Source organism: Nostoc spongiaeforme FACHB-130 (genome assembly GCF_014698475.1).
Classification (GTDB): Bacteria; Cyanobacteriota; Cyanobacteriia; order Cyanobacteriales; family Nostocaceae; genus Nostoc_B; species Nostoc_B spongiaeforme.
Genome location: NZ_JACJTB010000001.1, coordinates 61,242 through 79,827 on the forward strand (window position 1 = coordinate 61,242; position 18,586 = coordinate 79,827).

Annotated in this window: 17 protein-coding genes; 11 read left to right on the forward strand and 6 right to left on the reverse strand. The window is 42.0% G+C overall.

Annotated features, from left to right (window positions below):
• Positions 1–53 precede the first annotated feature (53 nt).
• A complete protein-coding gene (locus H6G74_RS00265; protein ID WP_190965769.1) occupies positions 54–2,267 on the reverse strand; it encodes a phosphoketolase family protein in 2,214 nt (737 codons plus the stop codon).
• 274 nt (positions 2,268–2,541) lie between these two features.
• Here H6G74_RS00265 and H6G74_RS00270 point away from each other — a divergent pair, with 274 nt between their 5' ends.
• Positions 2,542–3,300 (forward strand): LmeA family phospholipid-binding protein, encoded by a 759-nt coding sequence (locus H6G74_RS00270; RefSeq protein ID WP_190965770.1) that lies wholly within the window; start codon positions 2,542–2,544, stop codon positions 3,298–3,300.
• Between the two features lie 105 nt (positions 3,301–3,405).
• Positions 3,406–5,100: a beta-carotene ketolase CrtO gene (gene crtO, locus H6G74_RS00275; RefSeq protein ID WP_190965771.1), complete on the forward strand. Its 1,695-nt coding sequence runs from the start codon at positions 3,406–3,408 to the stop codon at positions 5,098–5,100.
• Between the two features lie 152 nt (positions 5,101–5,252).
• Here crtO and H6G74_RS00280 read toward each other — a convergent pair whose 3' ends face one another.
• Positions 5,253–5,951, reverse strand: a complete 699-nt coding sequence (locus tag H6G74_RS00280) for a hypothetical protein (protein ID WP_190965772.1) — start codon at positions 5,949–5,951, stop codon at positions 5,253–5,255.
• A gap of 455 nt (positions 5,952–6,406) precedes the next feature.
• On the reverse strand, positions 6,407–6,961 hold the full coding sequence (locus H6G74_RS00285) for an SRPBCC family protein (protein ID WP_190965773.1): 555 nt from the start codon (positions 6,959–6,961) through the stop codon (positions 6,407–6,409).
• A 269-nt stretch (positions 6,962–7,230) separates the two neighbouring features.
• Here H6G74_RS00285 and H6G74_RS00290 point away from each other — a divergent pair, with 269 nt between their 5' ends.
• The 5 genes from H6G74_RS00290 (at position 7,231) to lpxD (ending at position 11,835) form a co-directional block, all read left to right on the forward strand.
• A complete protein-coding gene (locus H6G74_RS00290) occupies positions 7,231–7,425 on the forward strand; it encodes a hypothetical protein (RefSeq protein ID WP_190965774.1) in 195 nt (64 codons plus the stop codon).
• Positions 7,426–7,629: 204 nt separating this feature from the next.
• A complete protein-coding gene (gene rd / locus H6G74_RS00295; RefSeq protein WP_190589008.1) occupies positions 7,630–7,794 on the forward strand; it encodes a rubredoxin in 165 nt (54 codons plus the stop codon).
• A gap of 226 nt (positions 7,795–8,020) precedes the next feature.
• Complete coding sequence (locus H6G74_RS00300; RefSeq protein WP_190966087.1) at positions 8,021–9,343, forward strand: BaiN/RdsA family NAD(P)/FAD-dependent oxidoreductase; 1,323 nt, start codon at positions 8,021–8,023, stop codon at positions 9,341–9,343.
• Positions 9,344–9,546: 203 nt separating this feature from the next.
• Complete coding sequence (locus H6G74_RS00305; protein WP_190965775.1) at positions 9,547–10,617, forward strand: hypothetical protein; 1,071 nt, start codon at positions 9,547–9,549, stop codon at positions 10,615–10,617.
• 183 nt (positions 10,618–10,800) lie between these two features.
• Entirely contained in the window at positions 10,801–11,835 is a 1,035-nt protein-coding gene (gene lpxD / locus H6G74_RS00310; protein WP_190965776.1) for a UDP-3-O-(3-hydroxymyristoyl)glucosamine N-acyltransferase, read from the forward strand.
• 154 nt (positions 11,836–11,989) lie between these two features.
• Here the strand turns inward: lpxD and H6G74_RS00315 are convergent, their stop codons facing one another.
• The gene (locus tag H6G74_RS00315) at positions 11,990–12,895 is read right to left on the reverse strand and encodes a CoB--CoM heterodisulfide reductase iron-sulfur subunit B family protein (protein ID WP_190965777.1); all 906 of its coding nucleotides are present in this window, start codon (positions 12,893–12,895) and stop codon (positions 11,990–11,992) included.
• Between the two features lie 59 nt (positions 12,896–12,954).
• A complete protein-coding gene (locus H6G74_RS00320) occupies positions 12,955–13,170 on the reverse strand; it encodes a hypothetical protein (protein WP_190965778.1) in 216 nt (71 codons plus the stop codon).
• Positions 13,171–13,210: 40 nt separating this feature from the next.
• Here H6G74_RS00320 and H6G74_RS00325 point away from each other — a divergent pair, with 40 nt between their 5' ends.
• From H6G74_RS00325 to H6G74_RS00340, 4 genes are all read left to right on the forward strand, one after another.
• Positions 13,211–13,468 carry an acyl carrier protein gene (locus H6G74_RS00325; RefSeq protein ID WP_190965779.1) on the forward strand — a complete coding sequence of 86 codons (258 nt, stop codon included), beginning with the start codon at positions 13,211–13,213 and terminating at the stop codon, positions 13,466–13,468.
• 154 nt (positions 13,469–13,622) lie between these two features.
• Entirely contained in the window at positions 13,623–14,870 is a 1,248-nt protein-coding gene (gene fabF, locus H6G74_RS00330; RefSeq protein WP_190965780.1) for a beta-ketoacyl-ACP synthase II, read from the forward strand.
• Positions 14,871–15,221: 351 nt separating this feature from the next.
• Positions 15,222–17,234 (forward strand): transketolase, encoded by a 2,013-nt coding sequence (tkt, locus tag H6G74_RS00335; protein ID WP_190965781.1) that lies wholly within the window; start codon positions 15,222–15,224, stop codon positions 17,232–17,234.
• A gap of 164 nt (positions 17,235–17,398) precedes the next feature.
• Entirely contained in the window at positions 17,399–17,830 is a 432-nt protein-coding gene (locus tag H6G74_RS00340; protein ID WP_190965782.1) for a DUF6006 family protein, read from the forward strand.
• Here the strand turns inward: H6G74_RS00340 and H6G74_RS00345 are convergent.
• The gene (locus tag H6G74_RS00345) at positions 17,807–18,556 is read right to left on the reverse strand and encodes a phytochelatin synthase family protein (RefSeq protein WP_190965783.1); all 750 of its coding nucleotides are present in this window, start codon (positions 18,554–18,556) and stop codon (positions 17,807–17,809) included. The two genes, H6G74_RS00340 and H6G74_RS00345, sit on opposite strands and share 24 nt — an antisense overlap.
• Positions 18,557–18,586 lie beyond the last annotated feature (30 nt).

Here is an 18,586-nt window from a genome sequence, read left to right on the forward strand (position 1 = left end):
ATGTACGCAACCAAACACCAATCCGTGTTCATCTGCGTACATCTGTGTCCTAATTAATGCACTAACTCGATCGCCCGTTTCGTCAACGCTTCAGCAGTCAAACCATTAAACGTCATCAACTCACCAGCACTGGCTGTAGTTTCTCCACGTTTCCAGGCAAAAGTATCGCGCTTGCTGTTACTTCTTAACATAATTGGTTCTAGCATCGCCGCAGCACCACCAGTTACACCAATTAGTGCATCACCACCAAATAATTGGGCGAATTTTGCATCATCAATAAAACCACCATCGGGTTCAGAACAAGTATCCCAAGCGACATCACTAGGGCGATATAAACGGCGGGGGTTAATAATAGAAACTATCTTGACACCAACACCTTCAGTTTCTAAAAATGCTGCGGCTTCAAAGACAGGAATTAATGTCATATCGCCAATAACTGCAAACACAACTTGCTTTTCCCCAGCAATTTCATGCAATAATATCGCACCCTCTTCTAAGCCTTGCTGTGTTTGTTTTAATGTTGTACGAATTGGCAAGGGTGACTTACTCGCAGTAATCACAATTCCCTTATTTCTTGTTTGCAATGCCCAGTCATAACAAGCTTGGATACTATTAGCATCAGGAGGGAATACAGGAAATACATTTCCATTTCGCATCATCGAGGCAAAGTAAGCTTCAATTTCTGGACGTTGGTGAGTCCAACCGTTACGACCTTGTTCTAATGCGCCAGCAGTAAATAAGGTAATTGTTGAGGGAGCTTGACGGCGTAATTCTGCCATTGCTTGGGTGACTGTTTGCCAAATGGGTAAACCATTGATGGCAAAAGATTCATAAGAACACCACAAACTTCTTGCACCCATTAGTGATAAACCAACGGCTAAACCTGCACAAGCATCTTCACTTAATGGTTCGTAAACTTGACCGTTTGGTGCTTGATTATATAAGTCGTCGGTTGTGGGGTGAATAATTTTTAAGGCTTGGTTGATGTTACCAATTCCTGATGCTTCGTTACCGTCGGCGTTGGTGACGAGGAAATTTTTGTCCTTTTGTCCGACGATACCAACTAATCTTCCCATTGCGGTTGTCGAAACTTTGGGTTCGCCACCAACTGTATATTCTTCTAATGGCAATTCGCCTAAGTCTGGTAATTCTAATTCAAATTCAGTAACTACAGTTTTAGCGGCGGGGCCACCACCAGCGCGTTCTGCATTGGTTCTGACGGTTTGCCAAGCCTCTGGTGATAAGGCGCGTCCTTGTAATGCACTGATAATGTGAGGTGCATCTAAGGTGTCTTTGGGATACAAGTTATGAGATTTTGCACCTCTGGCGTGAACGCCTGCGCCTTTGAGTTGTTTGATAATGAAGACGGTGAGTTTACCGCTAAGGGCGGAACGGGCGGCTTTATCAACAGCTACTAGTACGGCTTGGGTGAAGGCGAGGCGTTTCTCGAAGGAAAAGGCGGTACTATCAACGTAGTCTCCTGGTTGATTTTGGTCGTCAAATTCTTTGGCATCTACAAGAATGACTTCCTCAAAACCGTTACCTTGCCAGTATGCTTTCATCTGTTCGTTGGTTTTGAGGGAAACCATACTGTGATGTTCTTGGCTATAACCATTCCACACCAGCACAGGTAAGAAGTTGGTGACGCTGGGATAGGCGGTGTTGAAGTGCGCCATTGAACTCATGATGTAGGGTTCACCTAGTCCACCGTCGCCGAGGGTGAAGGGGAAAAGCTTATCTCTATGGAGGAGTGCAGCCGCCATTGCAAAGTGTTGCCCTTGTCCCAAAGGCCCGGCGGGTGCGAGAATGCCAGGAATGTAACCGGAGAGGTGTCCTAAAAGCCCGTGTTTTTCGCGGAAGCGATCGCGCAATTGTTGTACTGTAAAAATGCCCATGTCTTCTAAGGAGCGATCCAAAAACATGGCACTATAAAATCCGGGGGCGTGGTGTCCCACTTCCGTAATAATATTTTTGTAACCCAGCATGACCAATGCTGCGTAAGCTTCCGCTTGGCTGGCAAACCCGCCTGGATGTCCTGATGCTTTACTACCAGTGATTTGCAATGTCAGGTAACGCAGGGCATCAGCAGCAAGTAAAGTTTGATATACGGCTGCGGTATCTGTAGGAGATGCGATCGCTACTTTATCTGAATCTATCGCAGGTGTAGCACCATAACTGGCAAAATCTGGTAACGCTTCGCCAAAATATTGAATTCCTTCGCAAAAATTAGGAAGCGCGGAAGCTGCCTTTGGTGTAATTGCTGTCATGCTGAGTACCTTATAAGGATGAAGGGAAACTGTAGATGCCCGTTGAATTTAACAGAAATTTTACATCTTCAGGGCTGTAACAGTTTATTGCATTTTTACAACCAAAGGATAAGCAGTTTAAATGATTGCTACAGAAAAACTTATATGTGAATTTCTCTGTACCTATCACCGCTCAATCATCTATACTCCCACCTGTATATACCATCCTGTAGATCCATTTTTGGGTACACAAAGTCTAAAGTAAGCATTATGGGACGCTATGAGATAAAAATTCATGCCTGAAGAACGCAGGTTGGAAGAACAGTTAATCTCACAAGAAGCCGAACGTCGGCTATCCAACCAACTGGATGAAGCTGAACAAATTGATGTCGATGTGCAGACTGATTTGTTCAAGATAGTTCAAGGACAAGCTGATGGAGTTTCCTTGAGTGGCAAAGGATTGGTTTTTAAAGAAAATATCCGGGTTCAAGACATCAAACTGCAAACAGATAGTATTGCTGTAAATCCTTTAAGTGCAATTTTTGGGCAGATTGAATTAAATGCACCAGTAAATGCGATCGCCCGCATTGTTATGACAGAATCTGATATTAATCAAGCATTAAATTCTGAATTTGTGCAAAGTTCACCAACGAATTATCAATTGAATGTTGAGGGTGAAATTGTCAGCTTGGAAATGCAAAATTTACAATTAGCTTTCCCTGGTAATCACAAAATTCAATGCCAAGGATTAATAGGCATCACAGAAAAAGGTAAAAGTCGCTTGCTTGGTTTTAATGCCCAGTTTAAACCGAGAACTTACAATAATTCTATCATCCTCGAAAATTTTAATTGCCATCAGGGTGAAGGTGTGAGTTTAGAATTAGTTTTAGCCATCATCCAGAAAGTCAAAGAAATAGTTAATCTGCAATATTTTACCTGGGAAGGGACAAAATTTAAAATTATTCACCTGGATGTCAAACAGCATCATTTAATACTGTTAGTTGAAACTCAAATGCGACATATACCAGATGCTATTTCAGAAATTACTAATTAGGAAAATAATTATACCTGTTAGCTGATTTAACTAAATTTACTTAATGTTGTAATTTTTTTTGAGCCTTTGTAATATTAACAAGCCACCCTATTCTAAACTACAAATATGCAAGAGTATGATGTTGTAATTATCGGTGCAGGACATAACGGACTAGTTTGTGCAGCATATTTGCTCAAAGCTGGCTATAGTGTTCTGCTTTTAGAAAAACGTTCTGTTCCTGGTGGTGCAGCCACAACTGAAGAATGTTTACCCAAAGAAGCACCAGGATTTAAATTTAATTTGTGTGCGATTGATCATGAATTTATTCACCTGGGGCCAGTAGTTGAAGAATTAGAACTGAAAAAATACGGCTTAGAATATTTAGAATGTGACCCAGTAGTTTTCTGCCCCCATCCTGATGGCAAATATTTCTTAGGACATAAATCTTTAGAAAAAACTTGTGCAGAAATCGCCCGTTATAGTGAACGTGATGCCAAAAAATATGCCGAATTTACTGAATATTGGCAACGGGCATTAGGGGCAATGATTCCAATGTTTAATGCACCGCCAAAGTCAATTATCGATATTGCAGGTAACTACGACATCACAAAAATCAAAGATTTATTTTCAGTCATTGGTTCACCAAATAAAACATTGGATTTTATTCGCAATATGATGACCAGTGCGGAAGATTTACTCAATGAGTGGTTTGATTCAGAATTTTTAAAAGCACCACTAGCCAGATTAGCATCAGAATTAGGTGCGCCCCCATCACAAAAAACCATTGCGATCGGTGCAATTATGATGGCAATGCGTCATAATCCTGGTATGGCAAGACCGCGTGGTGGCACTGGTGCATTAGTCAAAGCTTTGGTGAATTTAGTCACCAGTAAAGGCGGCACTATTCTCACAGATCAGCATGTTGAAAAAGTTTTAATTGATAATGGTAAAGCTGTTGGTGTGCGTGTTGCTGGTGGTAAAGAATATCGGGCAAAATACGGCGTAATTTCTAATATTGATGCCAAGCGGTTGTTTTTGCAAATGACCGATAAAAGCGATATTGACTCAGCCGATCCTGATTTGTGGGAAAGATTAGAACGCCGCATTGTTAACAATAACGAAACTATTCTTAAAATCGATTTGGCTTTAGATGAACCGTTGCGTTTTCCTTTCCACGCGCACAAAGATGAGTATCTGGTTGGTTCTATCTTAATTGCTGATTCTGTGGCGCATGTGGAACAGGCTCATAGTAAGTGTACCTTGGGCGAAATTCCTGATGCTGATCCTTCAATGTATGTAGTGATGCCCAGTTACCTTGACCCCACCTTAGCACCACCAGGAAAACATACTGTTTGGATTGAATTTTTTGCACCCTATCAAATTGCTGGCGCAGAAGGTACAGGCTTAAAAGGTACTGGTTGGACTGATGAGTTGAAAAATCAAGTTGCAGACAAAGTAGTTGATAAGTTAGCTACTTACGCACCTAATGTCAAAACCGCGACTATTGCTCGTCGGGTAGAAAGTCCCGCAGAATTAGGAGAAAGATTAGGCGCATACAAAGGAAATTACTATCATGTCGATATGACTTTAGATCAGATGGTGTTTTTCCGCCCCTTACCAGAAATCGCCAACTATAAAACCCCCATTGACAATTTATTCTTAACGGGCGCGGGTACTCATCCCGGTGGTTCAATTTCGGGGATGCCAGGACGCAATTGTGCGCGGGTATTTTTACAGTCGAAGCACCCAATTACTCAGACTTTGAAAGATGCTAGAGATTCGATTAAATCGACTGTCGGTTCTGTGTTTGGGATTGTTTAGAGTCTAAGCGATCGCTCTTCGCATTTGTTACATTTTTGTTACAAAATAAAAACCCCACAAAAATTTGTGGGGTTGTTTTGTGAATTACGGTGACTCTAGTTATCTAAAACACATCAACTTTGTTCAGTTCAGGCTATTTTATGTTACAAAAACTAAACATTTGCGAGGCGTTGTTCCAACTCTTCAAGACGTTGAGCCATTAAGCTGAGTACTTCTTGGCTATCGTCTACTACATTAGGTTCGCCGGGTTGAGATATCACAACAGGCGGACGCACAAGAGATGGTAATCTGACTAAGCTACCACCGCTTGCTGTAGGCAGAGCGTAGGCAATTTGATCAAAGTCAGGAACAGAATCATCGATGTTTCTGGGTAGGAAAGTTCCCCGATGTTCTGGAGTTACTAGCAGTTCATAAGCTGGCCCGGCGATGGTAGCTCTAGAGATGCTTACATACCCACGAATCTCTAAATTTTTCGCTCCTGTAAACAGGTCTACATTTTGTAGATCAGGTAGTAAAGTAACTAGTGCGGTGTCATTCGCTGGAATACCAACATTAAAAGTAAAGCGTCTAGGATTACCCGGAACTGGAATCAACTCAGAAAATTCATTGTTTCCTAAAACATCGCGGATTGTGACTGTATCTACTAGATTTAATTCAGGTGTTGTGGCTGTAAATTCCAGTCTCAAACGTGCAGGTGCATCAGTAGTATTAGCAATAGTTAAAAAGTAACCTTGCACAACTCTACGAGCAACTCTTCCTAGCTTTTGAACAACATCGGGTGGTAAATTACCTAAATTATCTGTAGGAGCGATAGGGTTAACAAGTAATTCAAAAGTTGAAACTAATGGCATAATTAATTCTCCATGTGATTTAGTTTATTTCTCTAAAATTGTGATGATTATTGCCAGATTTATAAATGGCAAAATCACAAAATTAGAGTGGAATTGCAGACTGATGAATGTTTTTTGTCTGCTAATTATTCCACAGATTTAAATCTTGTATTTACGCAAAACTTCTGACTCTTTAATATTTCTTTACAATTATGCTGGCTGAGGGATATCCAGAAAATTGATGAAAGTCTTGTAGGGTAAGGATTATCAGTACTATGAATCTATGCAAGAAATACGGATAAAGCACATATAACCATTCCCCAGGACTCAAACAACTCTATTCCCTATTTCTGCTGTTAAATAATTAAAGCTTGCTATTATGCCATAAATTCTACTGATAAAAAATTTAGCCCAGACGCTTGTACTGTCTGGGCTATATGCAGAAGTTTAAATTAATTCCATTGTCAATATTGCGATTACTGCTTACACAAAACCTGACGCATTTTCCGCATATTTGCAGGTAGTTCAAAGTTCATAGCTTGCTGAACAAAAATTGAAGGAATGGGGATATTTGGTGTGGCTTGGACATTATAAGCCAGCAAAGTACCGTTACCAAAATCTTTTAAATCTACGCAGGCGCTAAAGTCTTCAAAAGTGCCTTTTTCCATACGGAAGTGAATTTGTTGTCCAATTACTTCCGCAACGCTGAGATAAATTTCAACTTGGGCTGTGAAAAATAAAAAGGCTTTTTGTGCTGCTTGGTACAGGCGTTTTGCTTCACCTCTGTGCAGCACTTCGCTTCTGGTGATATCAGGAAAATATTGCACCCAACGAGGGTAGTCAGTGAGTTGCTGCCATACTTGCGATCGCATCATTGGTAAATACATCCATGCAGTAACTGCACCGCCCCACGCCGTATGCGATCGCGCTTCTACAAAAATTTCGCCCTGCATTAACAATCTTCGCTTGTCATCGCTCCAAGGCATATCTAAACCTGCAATAATTGGGTCGGAAATATGAGACGCAGCCATATTAATTCACTCACTCCTCACTTTGCCACACTTCCAGAGTTAAAGTTAATCAACGTCTATTAGACCTTAAGATCAACTCACTCAAATTTAGTTCCACTTTTACAGCACCATTTTCCGGAATTAAGATCATCTGATGTTATTTTTCTGTGAAATCACTTATAAAATCGTATTGTTGATTACATTTAATCAAATCTAAATTTCGGCAGCTTTAACAATAGCACTACTTCTAATATAGAAGTGTAATGAATTTTGAATCAAAGGCAAATTCAATGAATCAATCTTCCTTAAATCGTTGGTTAACTCAAGTTTTTGGAATGCTACTGGGTATTGGCATTACCATTTGGATTCTCAGGGGTTTTAGGATTCTGACATTTCTCCCAGGCGGAATCATTTGGTTGTTTATCTTAGGTGCGATCGCGGTGGCCATGATCAATTTCGCCCAAAGAACATGGTGGCGTTTCTAATCTAGAACTAATCAGCAAATTATGTGATTTTACTGAAATAAGGTTGTCGAAGCTGGTAGAAATACAACTTTTTCAACTTATTTGATTTTAGTTTTTTAAGAAATAAACACCATATAGAGAAAATGCGGAGGTTTGAGTACTGAGTGCTAAAGCAAAACCTCAATCATCCTGCAAAAATCATTTAATAAATTCAGGGAGAAAACAATGGAAACTTACGAATGCACTGTTTGTGGCTACGTGTATGATCCAGAAGTGGGTGATCCTGATGGGGGAATTGCCCCAGGAACACCATTTGAAGATATCCCGGAAGATTGGGTGTGTCCCGTTTGCGGGGCGACAAAAGACCAATTTGAACCAGTAGAAGTGTAATTTGGGGAGTAGGGAGTGGGAGAGACAGGGGAGACAAGGGGGACAAGGGAGACAAGGTATAGAACTGACGGATAAAAACAAAAAATCACGCGGTGAAATTCAGCCGAACTGTGTTGTGATTTCAAACCCTGACACTGAGTCTCCACAGAAAATATTTGTGCGTAAGCCCTAAGATAAAAGAACAAATGACTATTGACCATTGACTAATCAACGAGATTCTTTAAAATTGCAACCGTTACAAATTGTCGTTATTGGGGGTGGGGCTGCGGGATTTTTTGGTGCGATCGCTTGTGCTAATGCCAACCCTTATGCCCGTGTTATTTTACTCGAAGCCAGCCGTCAACCATTAGCCAAAGTCAGGATTTCTGGTGGTGGACGCTGCAATGTCACTCATGCTTGTTTTGAACCAGCCGCCTTAGTGGCGAATTACCCCAGAGGTGGAAAAGCTTTGCGGGGTGCTTTTAGTCGCTTTCAAGCGAAAGATACTATTTCTTGGTTTGCTAATCACGGAGTACCACTGAAAAAAGAAGCTGATGGGCGAATGTTTCCGGTGACAGACAGTTCGGAAACAATTGTGCAGTGTTTGATGAATGCGGCTGAAGATAACGGCGTAGAACTGCGGACTGGTACACCAGTTGTCTCAGTGAAACGATTACCCCAGAACACTCAGAACTCACACTTCGACTCCGCTCAGTGTACAACACTTGAAACTCAAAACTCAGCACTCAGCACTCAGCACTCAGCACTCAAAACTCAGTTTGAAGTTTATTTGAAATCAGGTGAAACTTTAAAATGCGATCGCCTACTATTAGCCACTGGTAGTAACCCCATCGGCTATAAAATCGCCCAAGAATTTGGTCATCAAATTGAACCACCCGCGCCTTCACTATTTACCTTTAACATTGCTGACCCTAGTTTGCGGGCTTTAAGCGGTGTGAGTATGAATCCAGTGCGTTTGCGGCTGTCTGTTCCCCAACAACCAGCCTTAGAACAAATAGGGCCGTTGCTGATTACCCATTGGGGTGTAAGTGGCCCGGCGGTGTTGAAACTTTCGGCTTGGGGGGCGAGAATGTTGTATGACAATCGTTATCAAGCCACTTTAACAATTAACTGGCTACCTGATTTATCACAAGAAGAAGTCCGGGAAAAAATTGTAGCAGTTAAAAATGAGTGGGGAAGAAAAGCGATCGCCTTACATCGAGGAATTGATTTACCCCATCGTCTTTGGCAATACTTGATCAACCGAGTCGATATTAATACGGAACTTCGTTGGGCAGAAATCCCTAACAAAACCCTAAATCAATTAGTGCAAGAAATTTCCCAGGGTAAATACTTAATTAATGGCAAAGGTGCTTTCAAAGAAGAATTTGTTACCTGTGGTGGGGTTAGCCTTAAAGAAGTAAATTTTAAAACAATGGAGAGTAAATTAACTACTGACCTTTACTTTGCCGGTGAGATTTTAGATATTGATGGGATTACAGGTGGATTTAACTTCCAAAGTGCCTGGACAACGGCTTATTTAGCAGGTTTAGCAATGGCAGAAAATTAATAAAAACTACAGAATTCCGAATTTTAGCTATCTAAGTACTGTATCCTTTGTTTTACTGTGAAGAAGTGGGAATAATACTTCAGTAATGCTACATCAACCGTAACAAATAATACTTGTTTTCAAGCATTTCTCTCATTGTCACTCCACATTTGCAGCAGCCACCCTAGAGTAAGCGATTTTTCGCATTTTTTGTTGAAGGGTGTATGTCAAACTACCAATCTACTCTGTCTGAAATTACATTGCAGGGCAGTCAATATATGCTGCATGGCTTTCCCGTATTAGGAATGCCATCTCAAGAACGTGCCGTTAAATACTTCAGTCTGAATCCATTTCTCCCAGATGCCCAGAATCGTTGTCCGGTTGAATGTGCTTATTGTGTCTGTCACCAAGACCGGGAATGGCATCATCATCCAGAAAGCTTTGAGAATAATGTCACCCCTACTGACTTAATTGATCGTTTATTAGACCGGATTTTTGCCACCCCAGAAGGAGAAAAAGGCTATCCCATTTCCTTATGCGACTATTCTGACCCATTCATTCCGGCGCATCGGGAACGTGTATTGTCAATCCTCAATGCACTGATTGACCGTCAAGCCGCCAATATGGTCTACATCACTACCAAAGTTCATCCAGGTCAAGCATTTCTCGAACGTTTGAAAGCTACCTTAGCCAGACCAAATGCACTGCGAGTCACAGTTTTTGTGAGTTTACCACCTTTAAAACCTGGTTATGAACAAGCCTCGATTCCAGGAAGAGTTAGACTGCTACAAGATTTAGTTCAACTTGGTATTCCTTGCTGCTGGTATCTCCGCCCTTTAGTGGAACAGTGGTTTGATGAAGCTTTGATGTGGCAATTAGCACGTACACTTCTGCCCTACATTGCCCACCATGTAATTTTGTCTGGGATTGTCATGTCAGAAGAAATCGAAGAGAGTTTATTAAAACAAGGTTTGATGGTACCCCAATGGGATCGTACAAAACCAGGACGCAAGCAGCTTTTATCAGCAAAATTTGAGTCACAACTGCGTTCTATTCTCAGCACAGTGGCGAGTGAACACAATATTTCCCTTGGCCCAGTTATGGGACATCGACTCTGTGGTACAAATGGCAATCATGCTTACGGCTGTTTGATGTGTGGTAAACAAAATCGTTATTGCCAACTGTTTCAACTCCATCACTACAGTGAAACCATCGCTGCTGAAGATAATCAACGGCTAAAAGTCCTACTCAGGCAAAATCTCCCCAGCAAACTCCCATCAGCAGAAGAGTGCTAGTAAATGACCTAAAAGCCAGAAAATAAACAGGACTTATAAAAAAATTCATTGTTGAGATTGGGTGTAAGGAAGCAAAATCCTTACACCCTTTGTCTTTATCTTTGATTTTTCATTTCACTGCCTAAATCCTATTAAAAGAGGGACAATAATTTTGCTTGGAACGAATTTTCAATCAATCTCAAAATGAAATTCAGCGAAATCATCCATCAATTCGGGGATATTACTACTAGTAATAGCCTGATAACTAACCCAGCCCAAGATATAGACATCACAGGGGTTGCTGCTATTGATGAAGCCATAACTGGGACTATCAGTTATGTCGAAAGCAGTAAATTTGTATCTTTAATTAATAAAACAAACGCAAGTGCTTTAATTCTGCCCGAAGATCCAACTTTACAAACTCAAGCCCAAGAACGTGGGATTGCTTGGGTAAGTACAAAAGAACCAAAACTTTTATTTGCCAAAGTTTTGACTCTGTTTTATCAACCATATCGCCCCAATCCAGAAATTCATCCGACGGCTGTGATTCATCCCACCGCCAAAATTGGTAATGATGTTTACATAGGCCCCCACGTAGTTGTACAAGAACGGGTGGAAATCGGTAACTACGCGATTATTCATCCCAATGTGGTGATTTATCCTGATGTCAAAATTGGCGATCGCACTACCTTACACGCTAACTGTACAATCCACGAACGCAGCCAAATCGGTGCAGATTGCGTAGTTCACAGTGGCGCTGTGATTGGTGCAGAAGGTTTTGGCTTTGTGCCTACCCGCACTGGTTGGTTCAAAATGGAACAATCAGGTTACACAGTTTTAGAAGATGGTGTAGAGATTGGCTGTAACAGTGCTGTTGACCGGCCAGCCGTCGGTGAGACGAGAATTGGTAAAGATACCAAAATTGACAACTTAGTACAAATCGGGCATGGTTGCCAAATTGGGATGGGTTGTGCGATCGCAGGTCAAGCCGGGATGGCTGGTGGTGTCCAAGTTGGTAATCGGGTGATTTTAGCAGGACAAGTGGGAGTCGCCAACCAAGTCAAAATCGGTGATGGGGCGATCGCCTCTGCCCAAACTGGTATTCACAGCGATGTCCCACCCAAGGAAATTGTTTCTGGTACTCCAGCCATACCCCACAAAATTTATCTCAAGGTTAGTGCAATTACTAGTCGTTTGCCAGATATGTATCAAGCATTCAAGCGATCGCAACGTCAGTAAAGTTAAAAGTAAAAAATAAAAAGGTAAAATACTTTTTTTACTTTTACCCTGACGCTCCTGCGTCGCTAACGCTGCGCTAACGGGTTCGCCAGTCGCTCATGAGGGAAACCCCAAAGACCGCGCTGGCTCACCTTTTTATTTTTGCCTTAATTAATTACAATCCCAATTTTTCTAACACTGGTTTTGTCGAAACAATATGCCTTTCTAAGCCAAGTGCTTGCGGACTAATCCCCAGTGCTAAAGCAATTAATTGCGGTAAATGTAGTACTGGCAAACCTAACTTTTTACCAATCACTTTCTCAACTTCTGGTTGACGAGAATCTAAATTTAAATGACACAAAGGACAAGGTGTCACTAAACAATCAGCCCCATTTGCCAAAGCTTCTTGAATGTGCATTCCTGCCATTTTAAAAGATTCATTAGTGGCGTAACTAGCTAACGGCCAACCACAACATTGGGTACGCCCACGATAATAAATTGGTGTTGCACCCACAGCCCGAAACACATTTTCCATTGCTTCTGGTTGGAAAGGATCATCGAATAGCATAGTTTTTTGTCCACGCAGCAGATAGCAACCGTAAAAAGCAGCGCATTTTAAATTGGTTAACTTGCGGGTGACACGCTGGCTAATTTCCTCTAAGCCATAATCTTTGACCAAAGCATAAAGCAAATGTGTTACTTCTGTACTGCCCTGATAAGGTGAACAACCTTCTTTTTTCAGTAAGCCATTCACTTGGTCAACGTAAGTCGGATTACTATTTTGGCAATCTTTTAGGCGTTCATTAACATGACCAATGACACCTTGACAGGTACTGCAATGAGTGAGTAGTGGAAGATTTAATGATTCTGCTAGGGCAATATTTCTGGCGTTGACAGTATCTTCCAGTAATTGAGAGTCTTCTTTAAATGTACCGGAACCGCAGCAAGCAGCTTTTTTGAGTTCAATCAATTCAATCCCTAAAGCTTGCGTAAGGGCTTGGGTTGATTGATACAATTCTCGACAAGCACCCTGGGCGACGCAACCTGGAAAATAAGCGTATTTCAGCGTTGAAGTAATCATAAAAATAAAAGGGACTAGGGGTTAGGGACTAGAGGCTAGTCTGGTTTGTTACACAGCAATCAGCACTCAGAATTTATTTGGACATTAGTCAAAAAAATAGTAACAATTAATAAGTAGAAGCATTTATACAGTGTATGCGATCGCCGAAATTGCCATGCTACCTTGTCTAACCCTGGGGGGCTAGGGAAAAGTTTTCGAGAAGAAAATACCTCGGTAGTATACGGGCGATCGCGCTTTCCGATAAGATGTATATGCTCAAAAACCATGTCACTCATCAAGAGCGGCTAATAGCAACTGGTCAAGGAATTTTATTGTATGAGCCAAAACGAAACTTTTGAAAAGGTCAAGAAAAGCGTCGCTGATCAACTAAGTATTGACGAAGAAAAGATTACTATTACTCCCCAATCTAATTTTATCGATGATTTAGGTGCTGATTCCCTGGATCTCGTCGAGCTAGTTATGGCTTTTGAAGAAGAATTCGAGATTGAAATTCCTGATGAAGCCGCCGAAAAGATTTTGACAGTCCAAGATGCGGTTGATTACATTGAAAAGCAAGTTGCCGCATCCGCTTAAGAAAGTGCTGAGTTAAAAGTGCTGAGTGCTGAGTAGTCAAGAGTTAAGAACTATTTTATCTTTTTCACTTAGTCTTCCTACTTAAAAACTCAGCACTCAGCACTCAGCACTCAGCACTTTAATTTGCAGCTTTCTCGCTACCTTTAACTGAGTCATGACAGATTATATACGTAAACGTGTTGTGGTAACTGGTGTTGGCGCGATTACACCTATTGGCAACACACCGGCTGAATATTGGGAAGGATTAGTCAGTGGACGCAATGGTATAGACTACATTACACATTTTGATGCGTCCAGCCATGATTGTCGCATTGCTGGCGAAGTAAAAAACTTCGATCCACATGCTTATCTAGAGCGCAAAGAAGTTAAGCGGATGGATCGCTTTTCACAGTTTGGGGTTTCAGCAGCAAAACAGGCATTAGCTGACGCAAATCTGGTAATTAACGAGCTAAACGCAGAACAGATAGGGGTGGTCATTGGTTCTGGCGTAGGTGGGATTAAGGTATTAGAAGACCAGCAAACAGTCTACCTGAACCGTGGCCCCGATCGCTGTAGTCCGTTTATGATCCCAATGATGATTGCTAATATGGCAGCCGGATTGACAGCCATTCACACTGGTGCAAAAGGGCCAAACAACTGTACAGTGACTGCTTGTGCTGCTGGTTCCAACGCCATTGGGGATGCCTTTCGTCTGATTCAAGGAGGATACGCCCAAGCCATGATTTGCGGTGGCTGTGAGGCAGCAATTACACCCTTATCTTTAGCTGGATTTGCCGCCTGTAAAGCTTTGTCTTTCCGCAATGATGATCCGGCTCATGCTTGCCGTCCCTTTGATCGCGATCGCGATGGATTTGTCATGGGTGAAGGTGCGGGAATTTTAATTTTAGAAGAATTGCAACACGCTCTCAGTCGTGGCGCACGCATTTATGGGGAAATCATTGGTTATGCAATGACTTGTGATGCTTATCACATGACTTCCCCAGTTCCCGGTGGTGAAGGAGCAGCGAGAGCCATTCAACTAGCACTCAAAGATGCAGGCATTACCCCAGAACAAGTAACCTACATCAACGCACATGGCACTAGCACCCCAGCTAACGACTCCAACGAAACCAAAGCCATCAAAACAGCCTTGAGCGACCATGCTTATAAAGTAGCAGTTAGCTCGACAAAATCGATGACAGGTCATTTGTTGGGTGGTTCTGGTGGTATTGAAGCCGTTGCAACAGTACTGGCGATCGCCAACGAAAAAATTCCCCCAACTATTAATCTCGAAAATCTTGATACTGAGTGTGACTTGGATTATGTACCTCACACCAGCCGCGCCCAAACCATTGAAGTGGCGCTATCCAATTCCTTTGGCTTTGGTGGTCATAATGTTACCTTAGTCTTCAAGAAGTACTGAGTGATGAGTAATGAGTAATGAGTGCAGAATTCAGACTTCACACTTCATACTTTTCCTCAGATTCGCCAGACAAAAGTATCATAGATATCATTCCCAGCTGAACCAAGGGTTCAGCATGACCAATATTCTCAGGTTGATTAATTACCATAAACTCAGGAGATCCCGCTTGTCCATCGCCAATCGGGAATGGGATGATGAGGATACGGTAGGGGAATACCTATCAGTTATCAGTAATCAGTTCAGAGCAGTAGTAAATTCTATTTTGATGACTGTTAACTGTTAACTGTTCTAACAACCCCGGTAAATGAGAAGATCGCAGAGTGCTAACCCGTCGTTAAAAACAATCTTATTATGGCTGTTGCAACCCAATCCCTCGAAGAACTGTGTATTAACTCAATCCGCTTCTTGGCTGTCGATGCTATAGAAAAGGCAAAATCGGGACACCCAGGGCTGCCGATGGGCGCTGCTCCAATGGCATTTGTGCTATGGGATCGCTTTATGCGGTATAATCCCAAAAATCCCAAATGGTTCAACCGCGATCGCTTTGTCTTGTCGGCTGGTCATGGCTCGATGTTACAGTATGCACTGCTGTACTTAGCAGGTTATGACAGTGTAAGTATCGAAGATATCAAGCAATTTCGTCAGTGGGAATCTAAAACCCCTGGACACCCAGAAAACTTTATGACCGCAGGGGTAGAAGTTACCACTGGCCCTTTAGGACAAGGTATTGCGAATGGAGTTGGTTTAGCCATAGCTGAAGCGCATCTGGCAGCTAAATTCAACAAACCCGATGCCAAAATTGTTGACCATTATACTTATGTCATTCTCGGTGATGGTTGCAACATGGAAGGTGTTTCTGGTGAAGCAGCTTCTCTGGCTGGACACTTGGGCTTAGGTAAACTCATCGCCCTTTATGACGACAACCACATCTCTATTGATGGTTCTACAGATGTGGCATTCACAGAAGATGTTTCTAAGCGTTTTGAAGCTTATGGCTGGCATGTACTTCATGTCAAAGATGGCAACACCGATTTAGAAGCCATCCACAAAGCTATCGAAGAAGCAAAAGCTGTCACCGACAAACCATCAATGATTAAGGTGACAACAACTATTGGTTATGGTTCTCCTAACAAAGCCAACACTGCTGGTATTCACGGTGCAGCTTTAGGTGGAGATGAAGTAGAATTAACCCGGAAAAATCTGGGTTGGGAAAACGAGCCATTTGTTATTCCTCAAGATGTTCTCAACCATACCCGCAAAGCAGTAGAACGCGGTGCAGGTTACGAAGCTGAGTGGAACAAGGCATTTGCTGACTACAAAGCTAAGTATCCCCAAGAAGCAGCTGAATTTGAGCGTTATCTCAGTGGCAAACTGGCTGATGGTTGGGATAAAGTACTCCCCACCTACACCCCTGAAGATAAAGGCTTACCCACCCGTAAACACTCAGAAACCTGCCTCAACAAATTGGCGGCGGTTTTACCTGAATTAATTGGTGGTTCCGCCGACTTAACTCACTCCAACTTGACCGAAATCAAAGGTAAAGGCGATTTCCAAAAAGGACAATACCAAAACCCCAACATTCACTTTGGTGTGCGGGAACATGCAATGGGCGCAATTTGTAATGGTATTGCCTTGCATGGTTCAGGGTTAATTCCCTACGGTGCTACCTTCCTAATCTTCACCGACTATATGCGGGCGGCTATTCGCTTATCTGCCCTGTCTTTAGCAGGATCGATTTGGGTAATGACTCACGACTCCATCGGTCAAGGTGAAGACGGCCCCACCCACCAACCAATCGAAACCCTCGCTTCCTTGCGTGCTATTCCTAACTTAACAGTGATTCGTCCCGCCGATGGTAACGAAACCTCTGGTGCATACAAAGTAGCGATTGAAAGAGCAAAACAAAATGATCCTACTTTGTTAGCATTAACTCGGCAAAACGTTCCTAACTTGGCAGGTACATCTATTGAAGGTGTAGCTAAGGGTGGATACACTGTTGTTGATTCTGAAGGTACACCAGAATTAATCATCATTGGTACTGGTTCAGAATTGAGCCTTGCTGTCACTGCTGCGGAGAAACTCACAGCCGAAGGTAAGAAAGTACGTGTTGTCTCCTTACCAGCTTGGGATTTATTTGAAGCACAAGACGCAGCTTATAAAGAATCTGTTCTACCCAAAGCTGTCACCAAGCGTTTAGCAGTAGAAGCAGCTTCTAGCTTTGGCTGGCACAAGTACATTGGTACTGACGGTGATACTGTCACCATTGACCGCTTTGGTGCTTCCGCGCCTGGTGGCGTTTGTTTAGAAAAATTCGGCTTTAGCGTTGATAACGTGTTAGCTAAGGCTAAACAATTGTTGGGTTAATCGCAACAGCCAACATATTCTCTTAACTTGCTAGGGTGGGTAATTTACCCGCCCTTTTTTTGTTTTTCATCAGAGGTAAAAATATTGTGTTGCATAAATGCTAATACCGATACATATAGATTAAATGAAAAGTACAGATTAAATTTCCGTATTGGTGAAGCATCATGAAAAACATCACAAAGTGGCTTTTGGGCTTGGCGATCGCTCCGGCTGGTTTATTGTTATTATCTAGTCACACTCAAGCCAGTCAAATTGTCGGTGAGTGGTTCTTTGGTTCGTGGGATTGTAACATTGACGGTAGACCAGCCCGAATGGAATGGAAAGTAGTAGATGACCCCCAAACTAATTGCAATGGGAATATTTGCTCTACTACTTCTGGTGTGCGTTTGCTTGGGCGGTTCAGTGATAACGGTAGTGCGTGGGTTCCTTTAGCAAAACGTTTTTCTAGCAGCCGCAGACAAGATTTAGGTATTCGTTATTTAGGCGCAGAACAAGATAATTGGTATTTGAAATACAACAGTCAGACTCGACACGCAGAGGGTTGGACAACCTGGCGGGGTAATCGCTATCCACTACAATGTCGTAAGCGCAGATAAGCTATTTTTACTCACTAAAACAAAGCCGCGTGTCTTACCGGAAGTCGTATCTGTAGTGTTCATCGCCTTCCATAAATCTGCGGCTTTTACCCAAACTGGCGGATATTTATAACGAGAAACATCCATAATTAAAAATCTATCTGTCTGCTCATTGTAAGCCGCGATGGGGGAAATATGCCCACCTTTTTCTTGACCAATTTCTTTACGTAAATAATTAACTATCACAAAGTTATTAGGTTGCTTTAAATTTGTCGAAACTAGCTTACGAAACTGTTCTAAATTAGTATCAGCAGCATGATAAACCTTGACTTGGACATCATAACTAGCAATTAATCCACCTAATTCTGCTAAAGTCATTCCTTGACGGGCGACAACTTCAGGTGCAATGACTTTTTTAGTCTTTTCATTGCTAAAAAAGTTTTCTTGCGTGAACACTCTGTAAGGAGAATATTGTGGTGATTCTGGTGCGACAATTCCTAAACTATTTAACACCATCACACTACTAGCCACACCACAAAAAGCTTGATTATGTTGCGTGACAAACTGCATACTCAAAGGAAAAAAATCTTCTCTGGAGCGACTTTGAATTAATAACTTCTCTCCCTCCTTAGAATTAAAAGCAATCAAGTTATTGGAGAGAGGTAATGTTTGAGCAATAACAGTTCCACTAGAAACACACAGCCAAATAATTGCAGCTTTAAAAGTTGTGTCTAACTTAAAACTCATAACCTCTCCATATAAACACTTTGCGCCTTT

Bases quoted from the DNA above. Each gene is read 5' to 3' on its own strand.
- fabF (WP_190965780.1), top strand. From the start codon at position 13,623: ATGACAGATTATATACGTAAACGTGTTGTGGTAACTGGTGTTGGCGCG.
- H6G74_RS00270 (WP_190965770.1), top strand. From the start codon at position 2,542: ATGCCTGAAGAACGCAGGTTGGAAGAACAGTTAATCTCACAAGAAGCC.
- H6G74_RS00325 (WP_190965779.1), top strand. From the start codon at position 13,211: ATGAGCCAAAACGAAACTTTTGAAAAGGTCAAGAAAAGCGTCGCTGAT.
- lpxD (WP_190965776.1), top strand. From the start codon at position 10,801: ATGAAATTCAGCGAAATCATCCATCAATTCGGGGATATTACTACTAGT.
- crtO (WP_190965771.1), top strand. From the start codon at position 3,406: ATGCAAGAGTATGATGTTGTAATTATCGGTGCAGGACATAACGGACTA.
- rd (WP_190589008.1), top strand. From the start codon at position 7,630: ATGGAAACTTACGAATGCACTGTTTGTGGCTACGTGTATGATCCAGAA.
- H6G74_RS00315 (WP_190965777.1), bottom strand. From the start codon at position 12,895: ATGATTACTTCAACGCTGAAATACGCTTATTTTCCAGGTTGCGTCGCC.
- H6G74_RS00320 (WP_190965778.1), bottom strand. From the start codon at position 13,170: ATGAGTGACATGGTTTTTGAGCATATACATCTTATCGGAAAGCGCGAT.
- H6G74_RS00340 (WP_190965782.1), top strand. From the start codon at position 17,399: ATGAAAAACATCACAAAGTGGCTTTTGGGCTTGGCGATCGCTCCGGCT.
- H6G74_RS00290 (WP_190965774.1), top strand. From the start codon at position 7,231: ATGAATCAATCTTCCTTAAATCGTTGGTTAACTCAAGTTTTTGGAATG.
- H6G74_RS00285 (WP_190965773.1), bottom strand. From the start codon at position 6,961: ATGGCTGCGTCTCATATTTCCGACCCAATTATTGCAGGTTTAGATATG.
- H6G74_RS00265 (WP_190965769.1), bottom strand. From the start codon at position 2,267: ATGACAGCAATTACACCAAAGGCAGCTTCCGCGCTTCCTAATTTTTGC.
- H6G74_RS00305 (WP_190965775.1), top strand. From the start codon at position 9,547: ATGTCAAACTACCAATCTACTCTGTCTGAAATTACATTGCAGGGCAGT.
- tkt (WP_190965781.1), top strand. From the start codon at position 15,222: ATGGCTGTTGCAACCCAATCCCTCGAAGAACTGTGTATTAACTCAATC.
- H6G74_RS00280 (WP_190965772.1), bottom strand. From the start codon at position 5,951: ATGCCATTAGTTTCAACTTTTGAATTACTTGTTAACCCTATCGCTCCT.
- H6G74_RS00345 (WP_190965783.1), bottom strand. From the start codon at position 18,556: ATGAGTTTTAAGTTAGACACAACTTTTAAAGCTGCAATTATTTGGCTG.